The sequence below is a fragment of the Streptomyces subrutilus genome (genome assembly GCF_001746425.1).
Taxonomy (GTDB): Bacteria; Actinomycetota; Actinomycetes; order Streptomycetales; family Streptomycetaceae; genus Streptomyces; species Streptomyces subrutilus_A.
Genome location: NZ_MEHK01000001.1, coordinates 5086826 through 5101539 on the forward strand (window position 1 = coordinate 5086826; position 14714 = coordinate 5101539).

The 14714-nt window shown below is 71.9% G+C and carries 15 protein-coding genes and 1 riboswitch; of the genes, 8 read left to right on the forward strand and 7 right to left on the reverse strand.

Annotation, left to right across the window (positions count from 1 at the left end; genetic code table 11):
* Positions 1 to 78: 78 nt before the first annotated feature.
* Positions 79 to 2400, reverse strand: coding sequence for a glycogen debranching protein GlgX (glgX, locus tag BGK67_RS24040; protein ID WP_208948740.1), 2322 nt, complete (start codon positions 2398 to 2400; stop codon positions 79 to 81).
* 203 nt (positions 2401 to 2603) lie between these two features.
* Between glgX and BGK67_RS24045 the strand changes: the two genes are divergently transcribed.
* The 7 genes from BGK67_RS24045 (at position 2604) to BGK67_RS24075 (ending at position 9563) form a co-directional block, all read left to right on the forward strand.
* Positions 2604 to 3800 carry a L,D-transpeptidase gene (locus BGK67_RS24045; RefSeq protein WP_244291302.1) on the forward strand — a complete coding sequence of 399 codons (1197 nt, stop codon included), beginning with the start codon at positions 2604 to 2606 and terminating at the stop codon, positions 3798 to 3800.
* A gap of 186 nt (positions 3801 to 3986) precedes the next feature.
* Entirely contained in the window at positions 3987 to 5234 is a 1248-nt protein-coding gene (locus BGK67_RS24050) for a L,D-transpeptidase (RefSeq protein WP_069922026.1), read from the forward strand.
* A gap of 86 nt (positions 5235 to 5320) precedes the next feature.
* Entirely contained in the window at positions 5321 to 6088 is a 768-nt protein-coding gene (locus tag BGK67_RS24055; RefSeq protein WP_069922027.1) for an enoyl-CoA hydratase/isomerase family protein, read from the forward strand.
* A gap of 226 nt (positions 6089 to 6314) precedes the next feature.
* Positions 6315 to 6827 (forward strand): ATP-binding protein, encoded by a 513-nt coding sequence (locus BGK67_RS24060; protein WP_069922028.1) that lies wholly within the window; start codon positions 6315 to 6317, stop codon positions 6825 to 6827.
* 363 nt (positions 6828 to 7190) lie between these two features.
* Entirely contained in the window at positions 7191 to 8000 is an 810-nt protein-coding gene (locus tag BGK67_RS24065) for a polysaccharide deacetylase family protein (RefSeq protein ID WP_069922029.1), read from the forward strand.
* Positions 7997 to 9184: a YncE family protein gene (locus tag BGK67_RS24070; RefSeq protein ID WP_069922030.1), complete on the forward strand. Its 1188-nt coding sequence runs from the start codon at positions 7997 to 7999 to the stop codon at positions 9182 to 9184. The genes BGK67_RS24065 and BGK67_RS24070 overlap by 4 nt, the downstream gene beginning before the upstream one ends.
* 166 nt (positions 9185 to 9350) lie before the next feature.
* Positions 9351 to 9563 (forward strand): EF-hand domain-containing protein, encoded by a 213-nt coding sequence (locus BGK67_RS24075; protein WP_069922031.1) that lies wholly within the window; start codon positions 9351 to 9353, stop codon positions 9561 to 9563.
* A gap of 43 nt (positions 9564 to 9606) precedes the next feature.
* On the opposite strand, the gene BGK67_RS24080 is transcribed toward BGK67_RS24075, so the two are convergent.
* The 6 genes from BGK67_RS24080 to BGK67_RS24105 all read right to left on the reverse strand — a co-directional run bounded on the left by BGK67_RS24080 (position 9607) and on the right by BGK67_RS24105 (position 13816).
* Entirely contained in the window at positions 9607 to 10167 is a 561-nt protein-coding gene (locus BGK67_RS24080) for a PadR family transcriptional regulator (protein ID WP_069922032.1), read from the reverse strand.
* A 34-nt stretch (positions 10168 to 10201) separates the two neighbouring features.
* Positions 10202 to 11023, reverse strand: coding sequence for an energy-coupling factor ABC transporter ATP-binding protein (locus tag BGK67_RS24085; protein WP_069922033.1), 822 nt, complete (start codon positions 11021 to 11023; stop codon positions 10202 to 10204).
* Complete coding sequence (gene cbiQ / locus BGK67_RS24090) at positions 11020 to 11769, reverse strand: cobalt ECF transporter T component CbiQ (RefSeq protein WP_069922034.1); 750 nt, start codon at positions 11767 to 11769, stop codon at positions 11020 to 11022. Before cbiQ ends, BGK67_RS24085 begins: the two co-directional genes overlap by 4 nt.
* Before the next feature lie 3 nt (positions 11770 to 11772).
* On the reverse strand, positions 11773 to 12117 hold the full coding sequence (locus BGK67_RS24095; RefSeq protein WP_069922035.1) for an energy-coupling factor ABC transporter substrate-binding protein: 345 nt from the start codon (positions 12115 to 12117) through the stop codon (positions 11773 to 11775).
* Entirely contained in the window at positions 12117 to 12812 is a 696-nt protein-coding gene (locus BGK67_RS24100; protein ID WP_069922036.1) for an energy-coupling factor ABC transporter permease, read from the reverse strand. Before BGK67_RS24100 ends, BGK67_RS24095 begins: the two co-directional genes overlap by 1 nt.
* A gap of 29 nt (positions 12813 to 12841) precedes the next feature.
* Positions 12842 to 13065, reverse strand: a riboswitch (cobalamin riboswitch).
* A gap of 229 nt (positions 13066 to 13294) precedes the next feature.
* Entirely contained in the window at positions 13295 to 13816 is a 522-nt protein-coding gene (locus BGK67_RS24105; protein ID WP_432215525.1) for an AMIN-like domain-containing (lipo)protein, read from the reverse strand.
* Between the two features lie 186 nt (positions 13817 to 14002).
* Between BGK67_RS24105 and BGK67_RS24110 the strand changes: the two genes are divergently transcribed.
* Entirely contained in the window at positions 14003 to 14605 is a 603-nt protein-coding gene (locus BGK67_RS24110) for a hypothetical protein (protein WP_069922038.1), read from the forward strand.
* The last annotated feature ends 109 nt before the right edge of the window (positions 14606 to 14714 follow it).

Genomic DNA, 14714 nt, shown 5'->3' on the forward strand with positions numbered 1-14714 from the left:
GGCCCCGGGAAGGCCGAGGCCCGGGAACGGCCGGGGCGGCCGAGGTGACCCCGCGCCGGCCCGCCGGCCGGCCCGCCGCTACCCCGCCACCCGCAGCAGCAGCACCGAACGGGCCGGCACCATCAGGGTCTCGCCGCCCCGGTGGCGGGTCAGCGGGGCCTCGGCCTGCGCCTCGCGCGAGGTGTCCAGGACCAGCTCGTACACCTCGGCCCACGGCGCCCCCGGCAGCACCCACCCCACCGGCCGGTCCCCGGTGTGCAGCAGGGCCAGGAAACTGTCGTCCGTCACCTGGCGGCCCCGCTCGTCACGCCCCGGGATGTCCCGACCCGACAGGTACATCCCCAGCGCGGCGGCCGGTGCGTACCAGTCCCGCTCCGTCATCTCCGACCCCGCCGGCGTGAACCAGGCCAGGTCCCGCAGCCCGTCCACCCCCTGCGGCCGTCCCGAGAAGAACGCCCGCCGCCGCAGCACCGGATGGGCCTGGCGCAGCGAGATCAGCCGCGCGGTCAGCGCGAACAGCTCCCGCCACGCGGGATCCTCCAGCAGGGACCAGTCCACCCAGCCCGTCTCGTTGTCCTGGCAGTACGCGTTGTTGTTGCCGCCCTGGGTGCGCCCGAACTCGTCCCCCGCGACCAGCATCGGCACCCCCGTCGACAGCAGCAGGGTGGTGAGGAGGTTGCGCAGCTGCCGGCGGCGCAGCGCGGCGATCCGGGGGTCCGTGCCCTCCGGCGGATCGCCCTCCACCCCGCAGTTCCACGACCGGTTGTCGTTCGTCCCGTCCCGGCCCTCCTCCCCGTTCGCCTCGTTGTGCTTGCGCTCGTAGGACACCAGGTCCCGCAGGGTGAAACCGTCGTGCGCGGTCACGAAGTTCACCGAGGCGTACGGCCGCCGCCCGCCCCACGCGTAGAGGTCGCTCGACCCCGACAGCCGGTACCCGAGGTCCCGTACGTCGGGCAGCGCGCCCCGCCAGAAGTCCCGTACGGCGTCCCGGTAGCGGTCGTTCCACTCCGTCCACAGCGGTGGGAAGGCCCCCACCTGGTAGCCCCCGGCGCCCACGTCCCAGGGCTCCGCGATCAGCTTGACCCGCCGCAGCACCGGGTCCTGGGCGATCACCGCCAGGAACGGCGACAGCATGTCCACGTCGTGCATCGAGCGGGCCAGCGCCGCCGCCAGGTCGAAGCGGAAGCCGTCCACCCCCATCTCCGTCACCCAGTACCGCAGGGAGTCCGTGATCAGGCGCAGCACGTGCGGGCGCCCCGCGTGCAGGGTGTTCCCGCAGCCCGTGTAGTCGGCGTACCGGCGCTGGTCGGGCTGGAGCCGGTAGTAGCCCCGGTTGTCGATCCCGCGCAGCGACAGCATCGGTCCGAGCTCGCCCGCCTCCGCGGTGTGGTTGTAGACCACGTCGAGGATGACCTCGATCCCCGCCGCGTGCAGGGCCCGCACCATCCGCTTGAACTCCCCGACCTGCTGGCCCGCCGTACCGCTCGACGAGTAGCCCGCGTGCGGCGCGAAGTAGCCGACCGAGTTGTAGCCCCAGTAGTTGCGCAGTCCCCGGCGCAGCAGGTGATCCTCGTGCGCGAACTGGTGCACCGGCAGCAGCTCGACGGCCGTCACGCCCAGCTTCACCAGGTGCTCGACGGCCGCCGGATGGGCGAGGCCCGCGTACGTGCCGCGCAGCTCCGCGGGGATCCCCGGGTGGCCCATCGTGAAGCCGCGCACGTGCAGCTCGTAGATCACCGAATCGGCCCAGGGGGTCTTCGGCCGGACGTCGTCCGCCCAGTCGTCGTCATCGTGGACCACCACCCCCTTGGGGACGAACGGCGCCGAGTCGCGGTCGTCGCGCACCGTGTCGGCGATGTACTGCTGCGGCCAGTCCCGGACGTGCCCGTACACCTCCGGCGGCAGGCCGAACTCGCCGTCCACGGCCCGTGCGTACGGGTCCAGCAGCAGCTTCGACGGGTTGTACCGGGCGCCCGTCCACGGGTCCCAGCGCCCGTGCACCCGGAACCCGTACCGCTGCCCGGGGCGCACGCCCGGCACGAAGCCGTGCCAGATCTCGTGCGTGAGCTCCGTCAGGGCGCAGCGGGTCTCGGTCCCGCTCGCGTCGAACAGGCACACCTCCACCGCCTCCGCGCCCTGCGCCCACAGCGCGAAGTTGGTGCCCGCCGTCCCGTCCGGGCCGTGGTGGAACCGGGCCCCCAGCGGATGCGAGGACCCGGGCCACACCTGTGGTCCGGGGCGCCCGGACGTCCTTGACACCTGGCCCCTGACCTGGCCGTTCGGCGCGGGCGCGGTCAGGCCGCCGCCCCGGACCGCGTTGTCGGTGTCCACCGCGTTCGCGGCGTCCGCCACGTTCCCGACGGCTTCCACCGCCTCTTCCTGCTCGGCTGCGCTCGACACTGCCCGCCTCCACGGCTCCTGGGTACCTGCGGGGGAGGGGAGTGCGGCCCCGGCGTCCCGGCCCGGGCCCGTCCCCGTCCGGTCCTTCCCACTGTTCTGCCCGGACTGTTCTGCCCGGAACGTCGGCGCCGCTCACGTTTCCCCAGGAGGGGCCCGGTCGTTGGAGGGGCGTGACACTTCTGACGAGGCGTGCAGGGGCGGGCTTGGCCGCCGTGGCGGTATGGGCGGGCCTGCTCGGCGGCCTGGCCGGATGCACCGAGGACGGCCGCTCCCCGGTCGAGATCGGGCTGCCCGGCAAACCCCGCTCGCCGGACGAGGCCATCCGGATCACCCCCGACGACAACGCCAAGGGGGTGCCGGCCGACGGACGCCTCAGCGTGACCGTTCCCGAGGGCAGGCTGGAACGGGTCGTGGTCACCAAGGTGGAGGACGCGCAGGAGGAGCGGGTCCCGGGTGAGATCGCCGCCGACGGGCTCAGCTGGAGCCCCGAGCCGGAGTCCGCCCGGCTCTCGCTCGCGGCCAAGTACACCGTGGACGTCGTCGCCCTGGACGGACACGACCGCCGCCAGGCCCGCCACACCACCTTCACCACCTACGTTCCCGAGGAGCGGTTCATCGGCTACTTCAAGCCGGAGAACCGCTCCACCGTCGGCACCGGCATGATCGTCTCCTTCAACTTCAGCCGGGCCATCACACGACGCGCCGAGGTGGAGCGGGCGATCACCGTCACCTCGAACCCGCCCGTGGAGGTCGTCGGCCACTGGTTCGGCAAGGAGCGGCTCGACTTCCGGCCCAAGTCGTACTGGAAGGCCGGCACCGAGGTCACCGTGAAGATGGGCCTGCGCGACATCGAGGGCGCCCCCGGCTCCTACGGCATCCAGGACAAGACGATCACCTTCACCGTGGGACGGTCCCAGATCTCCACCGTGGACGCGGCCGCGCACACCATGGAGGTCCGCCGGGACGGGAAGCTGCTGCAGACCCTGCCGATCACCGCCGGGGCGCCCAAGACCACCACCTACAACGGGAAGATGGTGGTGATGGAGCTCTTCGACGTCACCCGCATGAACGGCCAGACCGTCGGCTTCGGCGGCGAGTACGACATCCCCGACGTCCCGCACGCCATGCGGCTGACCTCCTCCGGGACCTTCCTGCACGGCAACTACTGGGTCAGCCCCGACACCTTCGGCACGGCCAACCTGAGCCACGGGTGCGTGGGCCTGCGCGACGACAAGGGCGGCGGCTCGGACACCCCCGCCGGCTGGTTCTTCGACCGGACCCTGGTCGGGGACGTGGTGGAGGTCGTCAACTCGCAGGACAAGACGGTGGCCCCGAACAACGGCCTGGGCGGCTGGAACATGTCCTGGGCCGACTGGGTCGCCGGCTCCGCCATCGCCTGACCGTTGCCCGGAAGAGTGACAGCAAGGACCACGTATGCGTCCGGGGCGCGAGCCCGGCACCGACGACGACGCGGTCCGCCGCCGGTCCCCGCACTTGGGACGGAACGGTGACAAGACCGATGCTTTTCGTGTTCTTCCCGTGTGATTACCTGTCGACAAGCGCGCGACTGCCCGCGCGCGGGGGACATGGGGAGAACACGAGTGAACCTGCAGCCGATACGCGGCCGCGTCCGCACGGGCCTGCCGGCCCTTCTGCTGGGGGCCGCCCTGCTGCTGACCACCGCGTGCGGCGGCGGCGGCGGCGACAACGGCAACGGCAACGGCAGCGGTGGTGACAACGCCGGGGGCGGTGGCAAGACCGGTACCGAGGCGTCCAAGGCCGTGGTCAGCGTGAAGCCGGACGACGGCTCCAAGGAGGTCGCCACCAGCGGCGTCCTGAAGATAACGAGCACCGGCGGCAAGCTCACCACGGTGACCGTCGCCGACACCAAGGGCAACGCGGTCGAGGGCAAGCTGGCCGACGACGGCGCGAGCTGGGAGCCCGCCCGCCACCTGGCCTCCGCCACCGAGTACAAGGTGCACGCCGTCGCCAAGGACGAGGCCGGCCGGGAGTCCGCCAAGGACACCACCTTCACGACCCTGACCCCGACGAACACCTTCATCGGGCACTACACGCCCGAGGACGGCGCCACCGTCGGCGTGGGCATGCCGGTGTCGATCAACTTCACCCGCGGCATCACCAACCCCGAGGCCGTCGAGAAGGCCATCACCGTGACGGCCGAGCCGGCCGTCCCGGTCGAGGGCCACTGGTTCGGCAACGACCGCCTCGACTTCCGCCCCGAGAAGTACTGGGCCGCGGGCACCAAGGTCACCGTGAAGCTCGCCCTCGACGGGGTCGAGGGCCGCCCGGGCGTCTACGGCAAGCAGACCCGTACGGTCACCTTCACCATCGGCCGCTCGCAGATCTCCACGGTCGACGCGAGCAGCAAGCAGATGCAGGTGGTCCGCGACGGCCAGGTGCTCAAGAACATCCCGATCACCGCGGGCGCCCCGTCGACGACCACGTACAACGGGCAGATGGTCATCAGCGAGAAGTACAAGGTCACGCGGATGAACGGCGCGACGGTGGGCTTCGGCGGCGAGTACGACATCCCCGACGTCCCGCACGCGATGCGGCTGTCGAACTCGGGCACCTTCGTGCACGGCAACTACTGGGCCTCCGCCGGCACGTTCGGCTCGGAGAACGTCAGCCACGGCTGCGTCGGCCTGCGCGACGTGCGCGGCGGCGGCAACGGCGACGTACCGGCGGCCTGGTTCTACAACGAGTCGCTGATCGGCGACGTGGTCGTCGTGAAGAACTCCAAGGACAAGCAGATCGCCCCGGACAACGGCCTCAACGGCTGGAACATGGACTGGGCGGAGTGGATCAAGTAGGCGTCCGTACGTAGGACTCCGGTGGCCCGGTGCTGTGACACACAGCACCGGGCCACCCCTCGTTAACCACCGCTAACCTTCCCCGTATGACCATGTCTCTCGAAGTCTCCGAAGGCGTCGGCACCATCCGCCTGGACCGGCCGCCCATGAACGCCCTGGACATCGCCACCCAGGACCGGCTGCGCGAGCTCGCGGTGGAGGCGACCGACCGGGCCGACGTGCGGGCGGTGATCATCTACGGCGGCGAGAAGGTGTTCGCGGCGGGCGCGGACATCAAGGAGATGCAGGCGATGGACCACGCGGCGATGATCGCCCGGTCCCGCGCACTGCAGGACTCCTTCACCGCGGTGGCCCGCATCCCCAAGCCCGTCGTCGCGGCCGTCACCGGCTACGCGCTGGGCGGCGGTTGCGAGCTCGCGCTCTGCGCCGACTACCGGATCGCCGCCGACAACGCGAAGCTCGGCCAGCCCGAGATCCTGCTCGGTCTGATCCCGGGCGCCGGCGGCACCCAGCGGCTGTCCCGGCTCATCGGCCCCTCCAGGGCCAAGGACCTCATCTTCACCGGGCGCATGGTCAAGGCCGACGAGGCGCTCACGCTGGGGCTCGTCGACCGGGTGGTCCCCGCGGCCGAGGTGTACGAGCAGGCCCGGGCCTGGGCCGCCCGGCTGGCCCAGGGTCCGGCGATCGCGCTGCGCGCCGCCAAGGAGTGCGTGGACGCGGGGCTCGAAGCCGACATCGACACCGGGCTCGCCATCGAACGCAACTGGTTCGCGGGCCTGTTCGCCACCGAGGACCGCGAGACCGGCATGCGCAGCTTCGTCGAAGAGGGGCCGGGCAAGGCGAAGTTCGCGTGACCCCTGCGGGTGGATTAGCCAGGCCTTAAGAGAGCCTTAAGCGGATGGGGTGATCCACTCGCGGTGATCACTCGCAAGCACAGCGTCACCGCTGGTCAGTTGGGGTGTACCCGGCCTCCGCTTGCCTTTCGCATATGACAGGAAGCCCCTGCGGAATGGTTGATCCCGCAGGGGCTTTTCCCGCGGAACGGCCCGGAGGGGCAGGGCGGCCCTCCATGATGGGTGCATGGCGGGCCTGGAGGGTGTGGAACAGCCGCGGCAGCGCAGCAGCGCTTCGGCCGTGCGGCTCACGGCGGCACTTGAGGACGGACAGGGCCTCAAGGCACTGGAGTTGTACGGGAACCCGGCTGAGGCGGAAGTGACCCTGCCGTCCATGCCGGAATCGGCCGGTACCGCCCGCAGGCTCACCCAGTGCGTGGTGATACGGCTCTGGGGGCTCTCGCCGCAGATCTCCGAGCACGCCGTCCTGTTGGTCTCGGAACTCGTGGGCAACGCGGTCCGGCACACCGGGGCCCGCTCCTTCGGCTTACGCATGCTCCGGCGGCGCGGCTGGATCCGGGTGGAGGTGCGCGACCCCTCGCGCGGGCTGCCCTGCCTGATGCCGGTCCACGAGCTGGACACGACCGGGCGGGGGCTCTTCCTCGTCGACAAGCTGTCCGACCGCTGGGGCGCCGACCTGCTGCCGCGCGGGAAGATCACCTGGTTCGAGATGCGCGTGGCCGACCGCCAGAACGCCTGAAGCCCCCTGGTCGCCGTGGTGGGCGTGCGGGGGCTTCATGGGTGCGCCGAGGATCGATGGGGGGTGTGATGCTCGGCGTGAAGGCTTCGCTCGGGTCAATGGGAAGCCGTGGTTCCGACTATGGCAGACGCGGCCCCGAACGCCAAAAGTCCCCACTCGGACATAAGTGTGCAAATAGTGATAGTTTCGCGCTAAATCCTAGGTGAGGTGAGCCACTCGCCTCGTATTCAATGAATAACTATCGACCGCTCTGTGTGAATCGTTGATCACATAGCGGACGGGCCCCCGATCGGGCGACTTCGACGAACGGCCCAAATTGGGTCAATCATTACCTAACGGTCCTTCCGCCTCTTAAATGGGCAGGTGCTCTCACATCCAGGCCGCCGCGCGGTCCTGCGCGCGGGCGGTCTCGCCACGGCCGGCGCCGCCGTGGCCGGCCTCACCGCCGCCTGCGGACCGGGCGGCCCCGCCGCCCCGCCCGCCGCCCCGCCCGTCGCCCCGCCCCCCGCTCCGGCCAGACCGGCCCGGCCGGCCGCACCGGCCGCGGCCCTCCCCCGCCGGTACGCCGGCCAACCCGCCGAGATCGCCCACGGCCCGCGCGACCGCCCCCGGGTCGCCCTGACCTTCCACGGCAACGGGGACCCCGCCATCGCCCGGGCGGTGCTGGCCGCCGCCGAGAAGGCGGGCGCCCGGGTGACCGTACTGGCGATCGGCAGCTGGCTCGACGCCCACCCGGACCTGGCCCGCAGGATCCTCGACGGAGGCCACGAACTCGGCAACCACACCCAGCGCCACCTCGCGATCAACGACCTGCCCGAGGCCGAGGCCTACGCCGAGATCACCGGCTGCGCCCAGCGGCTCAAGCGGCTCACCGGCTCCATCGGCACCTGGTTCCGCCCCTCCCAGACGCAGTTCGCGACCCCGCTCGTCCAGAAGCTGGCCCAGCGGGCCGGCTACCCCCACGTCCTGTCCTACGACGTGGACTCCCTCGACTTCACCTCGCCCGGTGCCGCGGCCGTCATCCGCACCGTCACCGGGACGATCCGGCCCGGATCGGTGGTGAGCCTGCACTTCGGCTACGCGGACACGGTCGACGCGATGCCGCCCCTCCTCGAAGAACTCGCGCGCCGCAAGCTGCGCGCGGTGACCACCACGGAGCTGCTGACGCCATGAAGACCCCCTGCCTTCCCCGGAAGGCCGCCGTGCTGCTGGCCGGTCTGGTCCTCGCCGCCCTGGCCGGCTGCGGATCGGCCGACAAGGGACCCGCCGAGGCGCTCGGCACCAAGGGTGCCGCCCAGCCCCCCAAGGCCGTCCCGGCGGCCCCGCCGGGCCTGCCCGGAATGCCCCCGCTGCTCGATCCGAACGACGTGTACGCGGCGGACCGGCCGAACAAGCTCTCCCCGGTGGTCAAGGACTTCCCCTCCCGCGTCTACGTGCCGAACACCAACTCCAACACGGTGTCCGTCATCGACCCGGCCACCTACCAGGTCATCGACACGATCCCCGTCGGCGTGCAGCCCCAGCACGTGGTGCCCTCCTGGGACATGAAGACCCTGTGGGTCAACAACAACCGCGGCCACACCCTCACCCCGATCAACCCGGCGACCGGGGAGGCCGGAAAGCCCGTCGAGGTGCACGACCCGTACAACCTGTACTTCACGCCGAACGGCAAGTACGCGATCGTCATGGCCTCCATGGACAAGGAGCTGGTCTTCCGCGACCCGCACACGATGGACCGGGTCAAGACCGTCCCGGTGAGCTGTTACGGCGTCAACCACGCGGACTTCTCCGCCGACGGCCGCTACTTCATCGTGAGCTGCGAGTTCTCCGGCGAACTCCTCAAGGTCGACACCGAGAAGATGGAGGTCATCGGCCAGCAGAAGCTGCCGTTCGAGGGCGCCATGCCCCAGGACGTCAAGGTCTCCCCGGACGGGAAGACCTTCTACATCGCGGACATGATGGCCCACGGCATGTGGGTGCTCAGCGGCGACAAGTTCGAGGTGCCGAAGCTGCTGCCGACCGGGAAGGGCTGTCACGGCCTGTACGTGAGCCGCGACTCCAAGGAGATGTACGTCTCCAACCGCGGGGAGGGGACGGTCTCGGTCTTCGACTTCCCGCAGAACAAGCTCACCAAGAAGTGGACGCTGCCCGACGGCGGCAGCCCGGACATGGGCGGCGTCTCCGCCGACGGCAAGGTGCTGTGGCTGTCGGGACGCTACAACTCCGAGGTCTACGCCATCGACACGGTCACCGGCAAGCAGATCGCCCGGATCCCCGTCGGCGGCGGCCCGCACGGCCTCGCCGTGTACCCGCAGCCCGGCCGCTACTCGCTGGGCCACACCGGCATCTTCCGGTAGCGGGGAGGCGTGGCGCGGACGCGGCGGTGCCCCGGGAGCCCGCCCGGCTCCCGGGGCACCGCCGTGCCCGGTGCGCCCGGCCGCTCGACCAGGGCCCGGAGCGGGGGCCGGGGCGCGGGGCGGCTACCCTGAGCCGGTCAACAAGCACCAAGAAGGGGTGGACCCAGTGGCGAGCATCGAGAGCGCGCGGGCGACGTTCGACAAGTTCGACGTGAACGGTGACGGCTTCATCACGGCCGACGAGTACAGCGCGGCCATGAAGGCCATGGGTGACGCCTACGTCACCGGCGCCGTCGCGGACGCGGTGCTCGCGGCCAAGGACGCCAACGGCGACGGCCTGCTGAGCTTCGACGAGTTCTGGGCCGCCCTCAACAAGTAGGCTCCGCGCCGCCCCCGTTCCGCCCGCCGGGACGGGGGCGCGGTCATGCCCCGGAGCCGGGCCCGTCGGCGGCCATGTCCTCGACCTCGCCCAGTGCCTCCTCGAGCCAGTGCAGCCAGAACGTCTCCAGGGCGATCCCGCCGTGCAGGACCAGGCGGCGCAGCCGGTCCTCCACGGCGTCGCGCTCCGGCGGGAAGTCCTTCTCCTCGATCGCCTCGTACTGCGCCAGCTGGCGCCGGTGCAGCTCCAGATGGCGCCGCAGCTCGGGTCCGAGCCCCTGCGGCCCGACCACGCCCGCCGCCCGGATGCGCAACAGCAGCGGATCGCGCATCGGCTTGGGGTCCTGGCTCTCGCCGACCCAGCGCGCCAGTTCCGCGCCGCCCGCCGCCAGGACCTCGTACTCCTTCTTCTGCCCCCGCACGGGCACCTCGCTCGGCAGCTCCCGGATCAGACCGGACTCCTCCAGCCTGCCGAGCTCGCGGTAGATCTGCTGGTGGGTCGCCGACCAGAAGTACCCGATCGACTTGTCGAACCGCCGGGTCAGCTCCAGCCCGGACGAGGGCTTCTCGAGCAGGGCGGTGAGGATGGCGTGCGGGAGCGACATGACGCCATCCTAGGGAGGCCCGCCGCCGCGGCGGCTACCGCCAGTCGGACAGGGCCTCCGGGGTGCGCGGGCCCGGGAGTCCGGCGGCCAGCAGGCCGTGGGCGCGCAGCAGGGCCGTCACCGCCGGGGACCAGGCCTGGCGCAGGCCCGCCCCGGCCAGCAGCGCCGGATCGGACAGCAGCTCCTGGGCCGGCCCCACGCGGATGCCGGACGGGGTCAGCACCGCCGCGTCGTCGGCCCACCGCACGGCCAGGTCCACGTCGTGCGTGGCCATCACCACGGTGGTCCCCGAGGCGCGCAGGCCCGCCAGGACCTCCAGCAGCCGTTCCTGGCCGTCCGGGTCCAGACCCGCCGTCGGCTCGTCCAGGATCAGCACGCGCGGAGCCATCGCCACCGCCCCCGCGATGGCCGCCCGCTTGCGCTGCCCGTACGAGAGCAGGTGCGTCGGGCGGTCCCGCAGCGCCGTGATGTCCAGCGCGGCGAGGGCGGAATCGACCCGCTCGCGAACCTCCGCGACCGGCAGGCCCAGGTTCATCGGCCCGAAGGAGACGTCCTGTTCCACCGAGGCCGCGAACAGCTGGTCGTCCGGGTCCTGCACGACCAGCTGGACCGCCGTGCGCAGCCGGGTCAGCCCCGCCCGGTCGTGCGCCACCGCCCTGCCGTCGAGGTGCAGCGCGCCCGGGCCGGGCTTCAGGCCGCCGCTCAGTAGCCGCATCAGCGTGGTCTTGCCGCTGCCGTTGCGGCCGAGCAGGACCAGCGCCCGGCCCTCGGCGATCCCGAAGTCCACCCCGGACAGCACGGCGGGGCCGTCCTCGTACGCGTACCCCGCGCCCACCAGTTCCACCAACGGCCTCACAGGTACAGCTCCTTCAGTGCGAGGGTCACGGCGACCAGCCCGGCCAGCAGCGCGCCGGACCAGGCCAGGAACCGCCAGGACAGCGAGGACTCGGGGACCAGCACCCGCAGCGCGCCGTCGTAGCCCCGCCCGGCGAGGCCCGCCTGGAGCCGCGCCGCGCGGTCGAAGGCCCGTACGAACGAGGTCGCGGCGAGGCCGGCCGCCGAACGCCACGCCGCCGCCCGGCCGGTGGTGCCCAGGCGGGCCGCCTGGGCCTGGCGGATCCGGGCGAGGGAGTCGAGCAGCAGGAACCCGATCCGGTACATGACCAGGGCCACGTCCACGACCGGGGCCGGCACCCCCGCCCGCACCAGCCGCGGCAGCACGTCCGAGACCGGGGTGGTGAAGGCGAACAGGAGCACGCCGAGCGAGGCCGCCGAGGTGCGCAGCAGCAGCTCGGCGGCCTGCCGGGGGCCGTCCGGGGCCAGCGAGACGAACCCGGTCGGCCCGCCCACCGCGACCAGCAGCGGCAGCGCCCCGGTGAAGCAGAAGCCGAGCGGGATCCGAAAGGCCCGCCACAGCTGCCGCCCGGCCACCCCGGCGGGGCCGAGCAGCACGCACAGGGTGGCCGCCCCGACCAGCGGACCGCCGGGCCAGGGGGGAAGGCACACCGCGGTGACCGTCAGTCCGATCCCCAGCAGTGCCTTCTCCAGCGGGTGGCGATGGCGCCAGCGGCTGCTGTGCGCCGCCGCGTCGATCGGCAGCACCGCCTACGACTCCGTGGCGGGAGTCTCGGCGGGCGTCGCGGCCGCCACGGCCGCGGCGCCCTGGCGGCGGCCCTTGCGGACCCCGAAGTAGTACGCGAGCACGCCCGCGCCCAGTGCCGCCTGGAGGGCGAACAGCGCCGACTCGACCTCCGCGGAGGGCGGCTCGTACAGCGGCGAGAACCACGGCTCGTAGTCGGGCCGCAGCTCGGTGATGGCCGCCTCAGCCTGCGCGTCGGCGCCCGCGAACGGCTCCTCCTTGCCGTCTCCCAGCCCCAGTGCGAGGGGGAGGACGGCCAGCGCCGCCACCAGGAGCAGCAGCAGGGTGTTGATCTTCGCGTTCCTGGTCATCAGACCGCCGCCTCCCGCTGCTTCTCGGATCCGGTGAGCTTGGCGACGCCGAGCCGGATCAGGTCCGACTTGCTGGACTGCATCAGCAGGCGCATCACGAGCACGGTCAGCAGGCCCTCGCTGACCGCGAGGGGGATCTGGGTGAGGGCGAAGATCTCCGCGAACTTCACCAGCGCGCCGGTGAACCCGGTCGCCGCGTCGGGGAAGGCCAGCGCCAGCTGGACGGAGGTCACGCAGTAGGTGACCAGGTCGGCGAAGAACGCGCCGAAGAACACCGCCACCATCAGCGGCAGGTCGAACTTCCGCAGCAGGCGGTAGACGGCGTAGCCCGCCCACGGCCCGGCGACCGCCATCGAGAAGACGTTGGCGCCGAGCGTGGTGAGCCCGCCGTGCGCGAGGAGCAGCGCCTGGAAGAGCAGGGTGATCGTGCCGAGCACCGCCATGATCGGCGGCCTGAACAGGATGGCCCCGAGCCCCGTACCGGTGGGGTGGGAGCAACTTCCCGTCACCGAGGGAATCTTCAGGGCGGAAAGGACGAAAGTGAACGCTCCGGACGCACCGAGCAGGAGCGTGCTCTCGGGATTGGCCTTCACCTCGCGGGTGAGGGCCCGGACGCCGTGGACGACGAAGGGGGCGGACGCGGCGCCCCAGGCGACCGCGTGCAACGGGGGTAGGAACCCCTCGGCAATATGCATGAGTGGGGAGACCTCTCCAGCACCTCGTGGATGGACAACGCGCCCCGGCCGGTCTCCTGGCTCACGGGTGATGATGCCCGGGCTCCGCCTTCCCGGGGCCGTGCGGTATCCCGCACGGTGTCCCAGTGGCTTCCCGCTGGGGTCCCCCCGACGGAGGCAGGGGGAGAGTGGAGCCGGACTTCCCCGATCACAGTGGCGAGGGCCGCACCGGTTTCACACCGGTTTCCCGAACACCAAGGCCCGCTGACCCTAGTCGTCCGCGCGGGCCGGTAACAACCCGTCTCGAACGGGCCACGAGGTGTCCGGATTCCGCTTGTCGGCCACCCGGGGCGACTGCGCCGGCACGTCCATGTCAACGGGCCTGCCGGGCAGGGGAGTTCCCGGTTCCGGCACGGCGGCGCGCGGACCCGCCCCGCCCATCGCGCCGTTCCGAACCGGTCCCGGGCACCGCTGGAGCGATGCCCGGGACCCGGCCTGTCAGCTCACTGCGTCGCGTGGGAGACGTCCACGACGAGCCGCTCGGGTGAGTGCAGGGTGTAGACGCGGTAGTACGGCACCGTGTCGAAGGCGGCTCCGAAGGTGACGTACCCCTCGTAGTCGCCGGTCATGGCGATGCCCTTGAGCTTCGTGAGCCCGATCTTCTGCAGCTTCGGGCCGCGGTAGACGTTGTTGCCCGCGTCGTCGTGCGCGGCGGCGGGATTGAGGCGGATCTCCAGGAAGTGCTTCCCGGCGAGCGGCACGGGCTGGCCGGAACCGTCGTAGATCAGCTGCGCGACGGGAGTGACGGTCGCCCCGGGGACGTACCCCTGCAGGTCGATGACGATCCGGTCGTACGTGGCGTGCCCGGCCCAGCGGGCATTGACGACGAGCGGGGTCTGGGTCTGGGTGGCGGATGCGGTGGCGGCGGACGGAGTGGCGGCCGAGGCAGGAGCGGCGAAGGAGAGGCAGGCGGCGAGCAGAGCGCCGGATGCCAGGGCCACGAGCTGCCGGAGGCGTGGGTGGATCATGATGTCCCCTCGATTCTCGAGTGACGGGGACTGCTGGCACAGCCTAAGACGCCGCGATGGATCCCACAGTTCCGGTTCCGGTCCGGTTTTCCGCCCGTGCGCAACATCCTTTGCTGGCAGGCTGGTTGGGTGAACCGGCCCCGCCCGACAGGAGAGAACCGGATGATGCGCCGTCTTCCTCGCATGACCCGCCACGCGGTGCTCGCCGTGGCCCTCGTCCTGGCAGCCACCGCCTGCGGAGGCGACGCGGACCGTGAGGTCGCGCAGGAGGGCGAGGGCGGCTACCGGTGGAAGGCCACCGACGAGATCTGCAACGTCCTTCCGTACGGGGAGCTCGCCGACCCGCTGGGCGCGCGGGAGGAGGCCGCGGACCGGAACAAGCGGGCCGGCCAGGGCGCCCCCGGCGTCCAGTGCGTCCAGCCGCTCGTCGAGACCGGCCCGGCCAAGTACGGGAACGTGAAGGTCGAGCTGGACCTCGCCTACACCGAGAGCGTCGACTTCGCGAAGGACGTGTTCGCCAGGAGCCGGGAGAACACGCGGAAGGGCGTGCCGGCCGGCGGCTTCACCGAGGTCCCGGGCGTCGGCAAGGAGGCCTACCGGTTCGGCTTCAACAAGTCGGACGACCGCCGCCAGGTGCGCGAGCTGCGGCTGCGGGACAGCAACCTGATGATCGACATCACCGTCACGGCCGACGCGCGCACGCTGCCCACCCCCGAGAGCCTGGGGGCGTTCGACGCCTCGGTGGCGGACTTCGCCAAGGCCTCGCTCAAGGCCCTGCGGGGATAGCGCGAAGGGCCCGGCGCGCAGGTGACGCGCGCCGGGCCCCGTGCGGTGCGGCGGGCGCGGCAGCCGGCCGCCGTGACCCGGCCGCGGTGGCTCCCGCCGTGATCGCGCC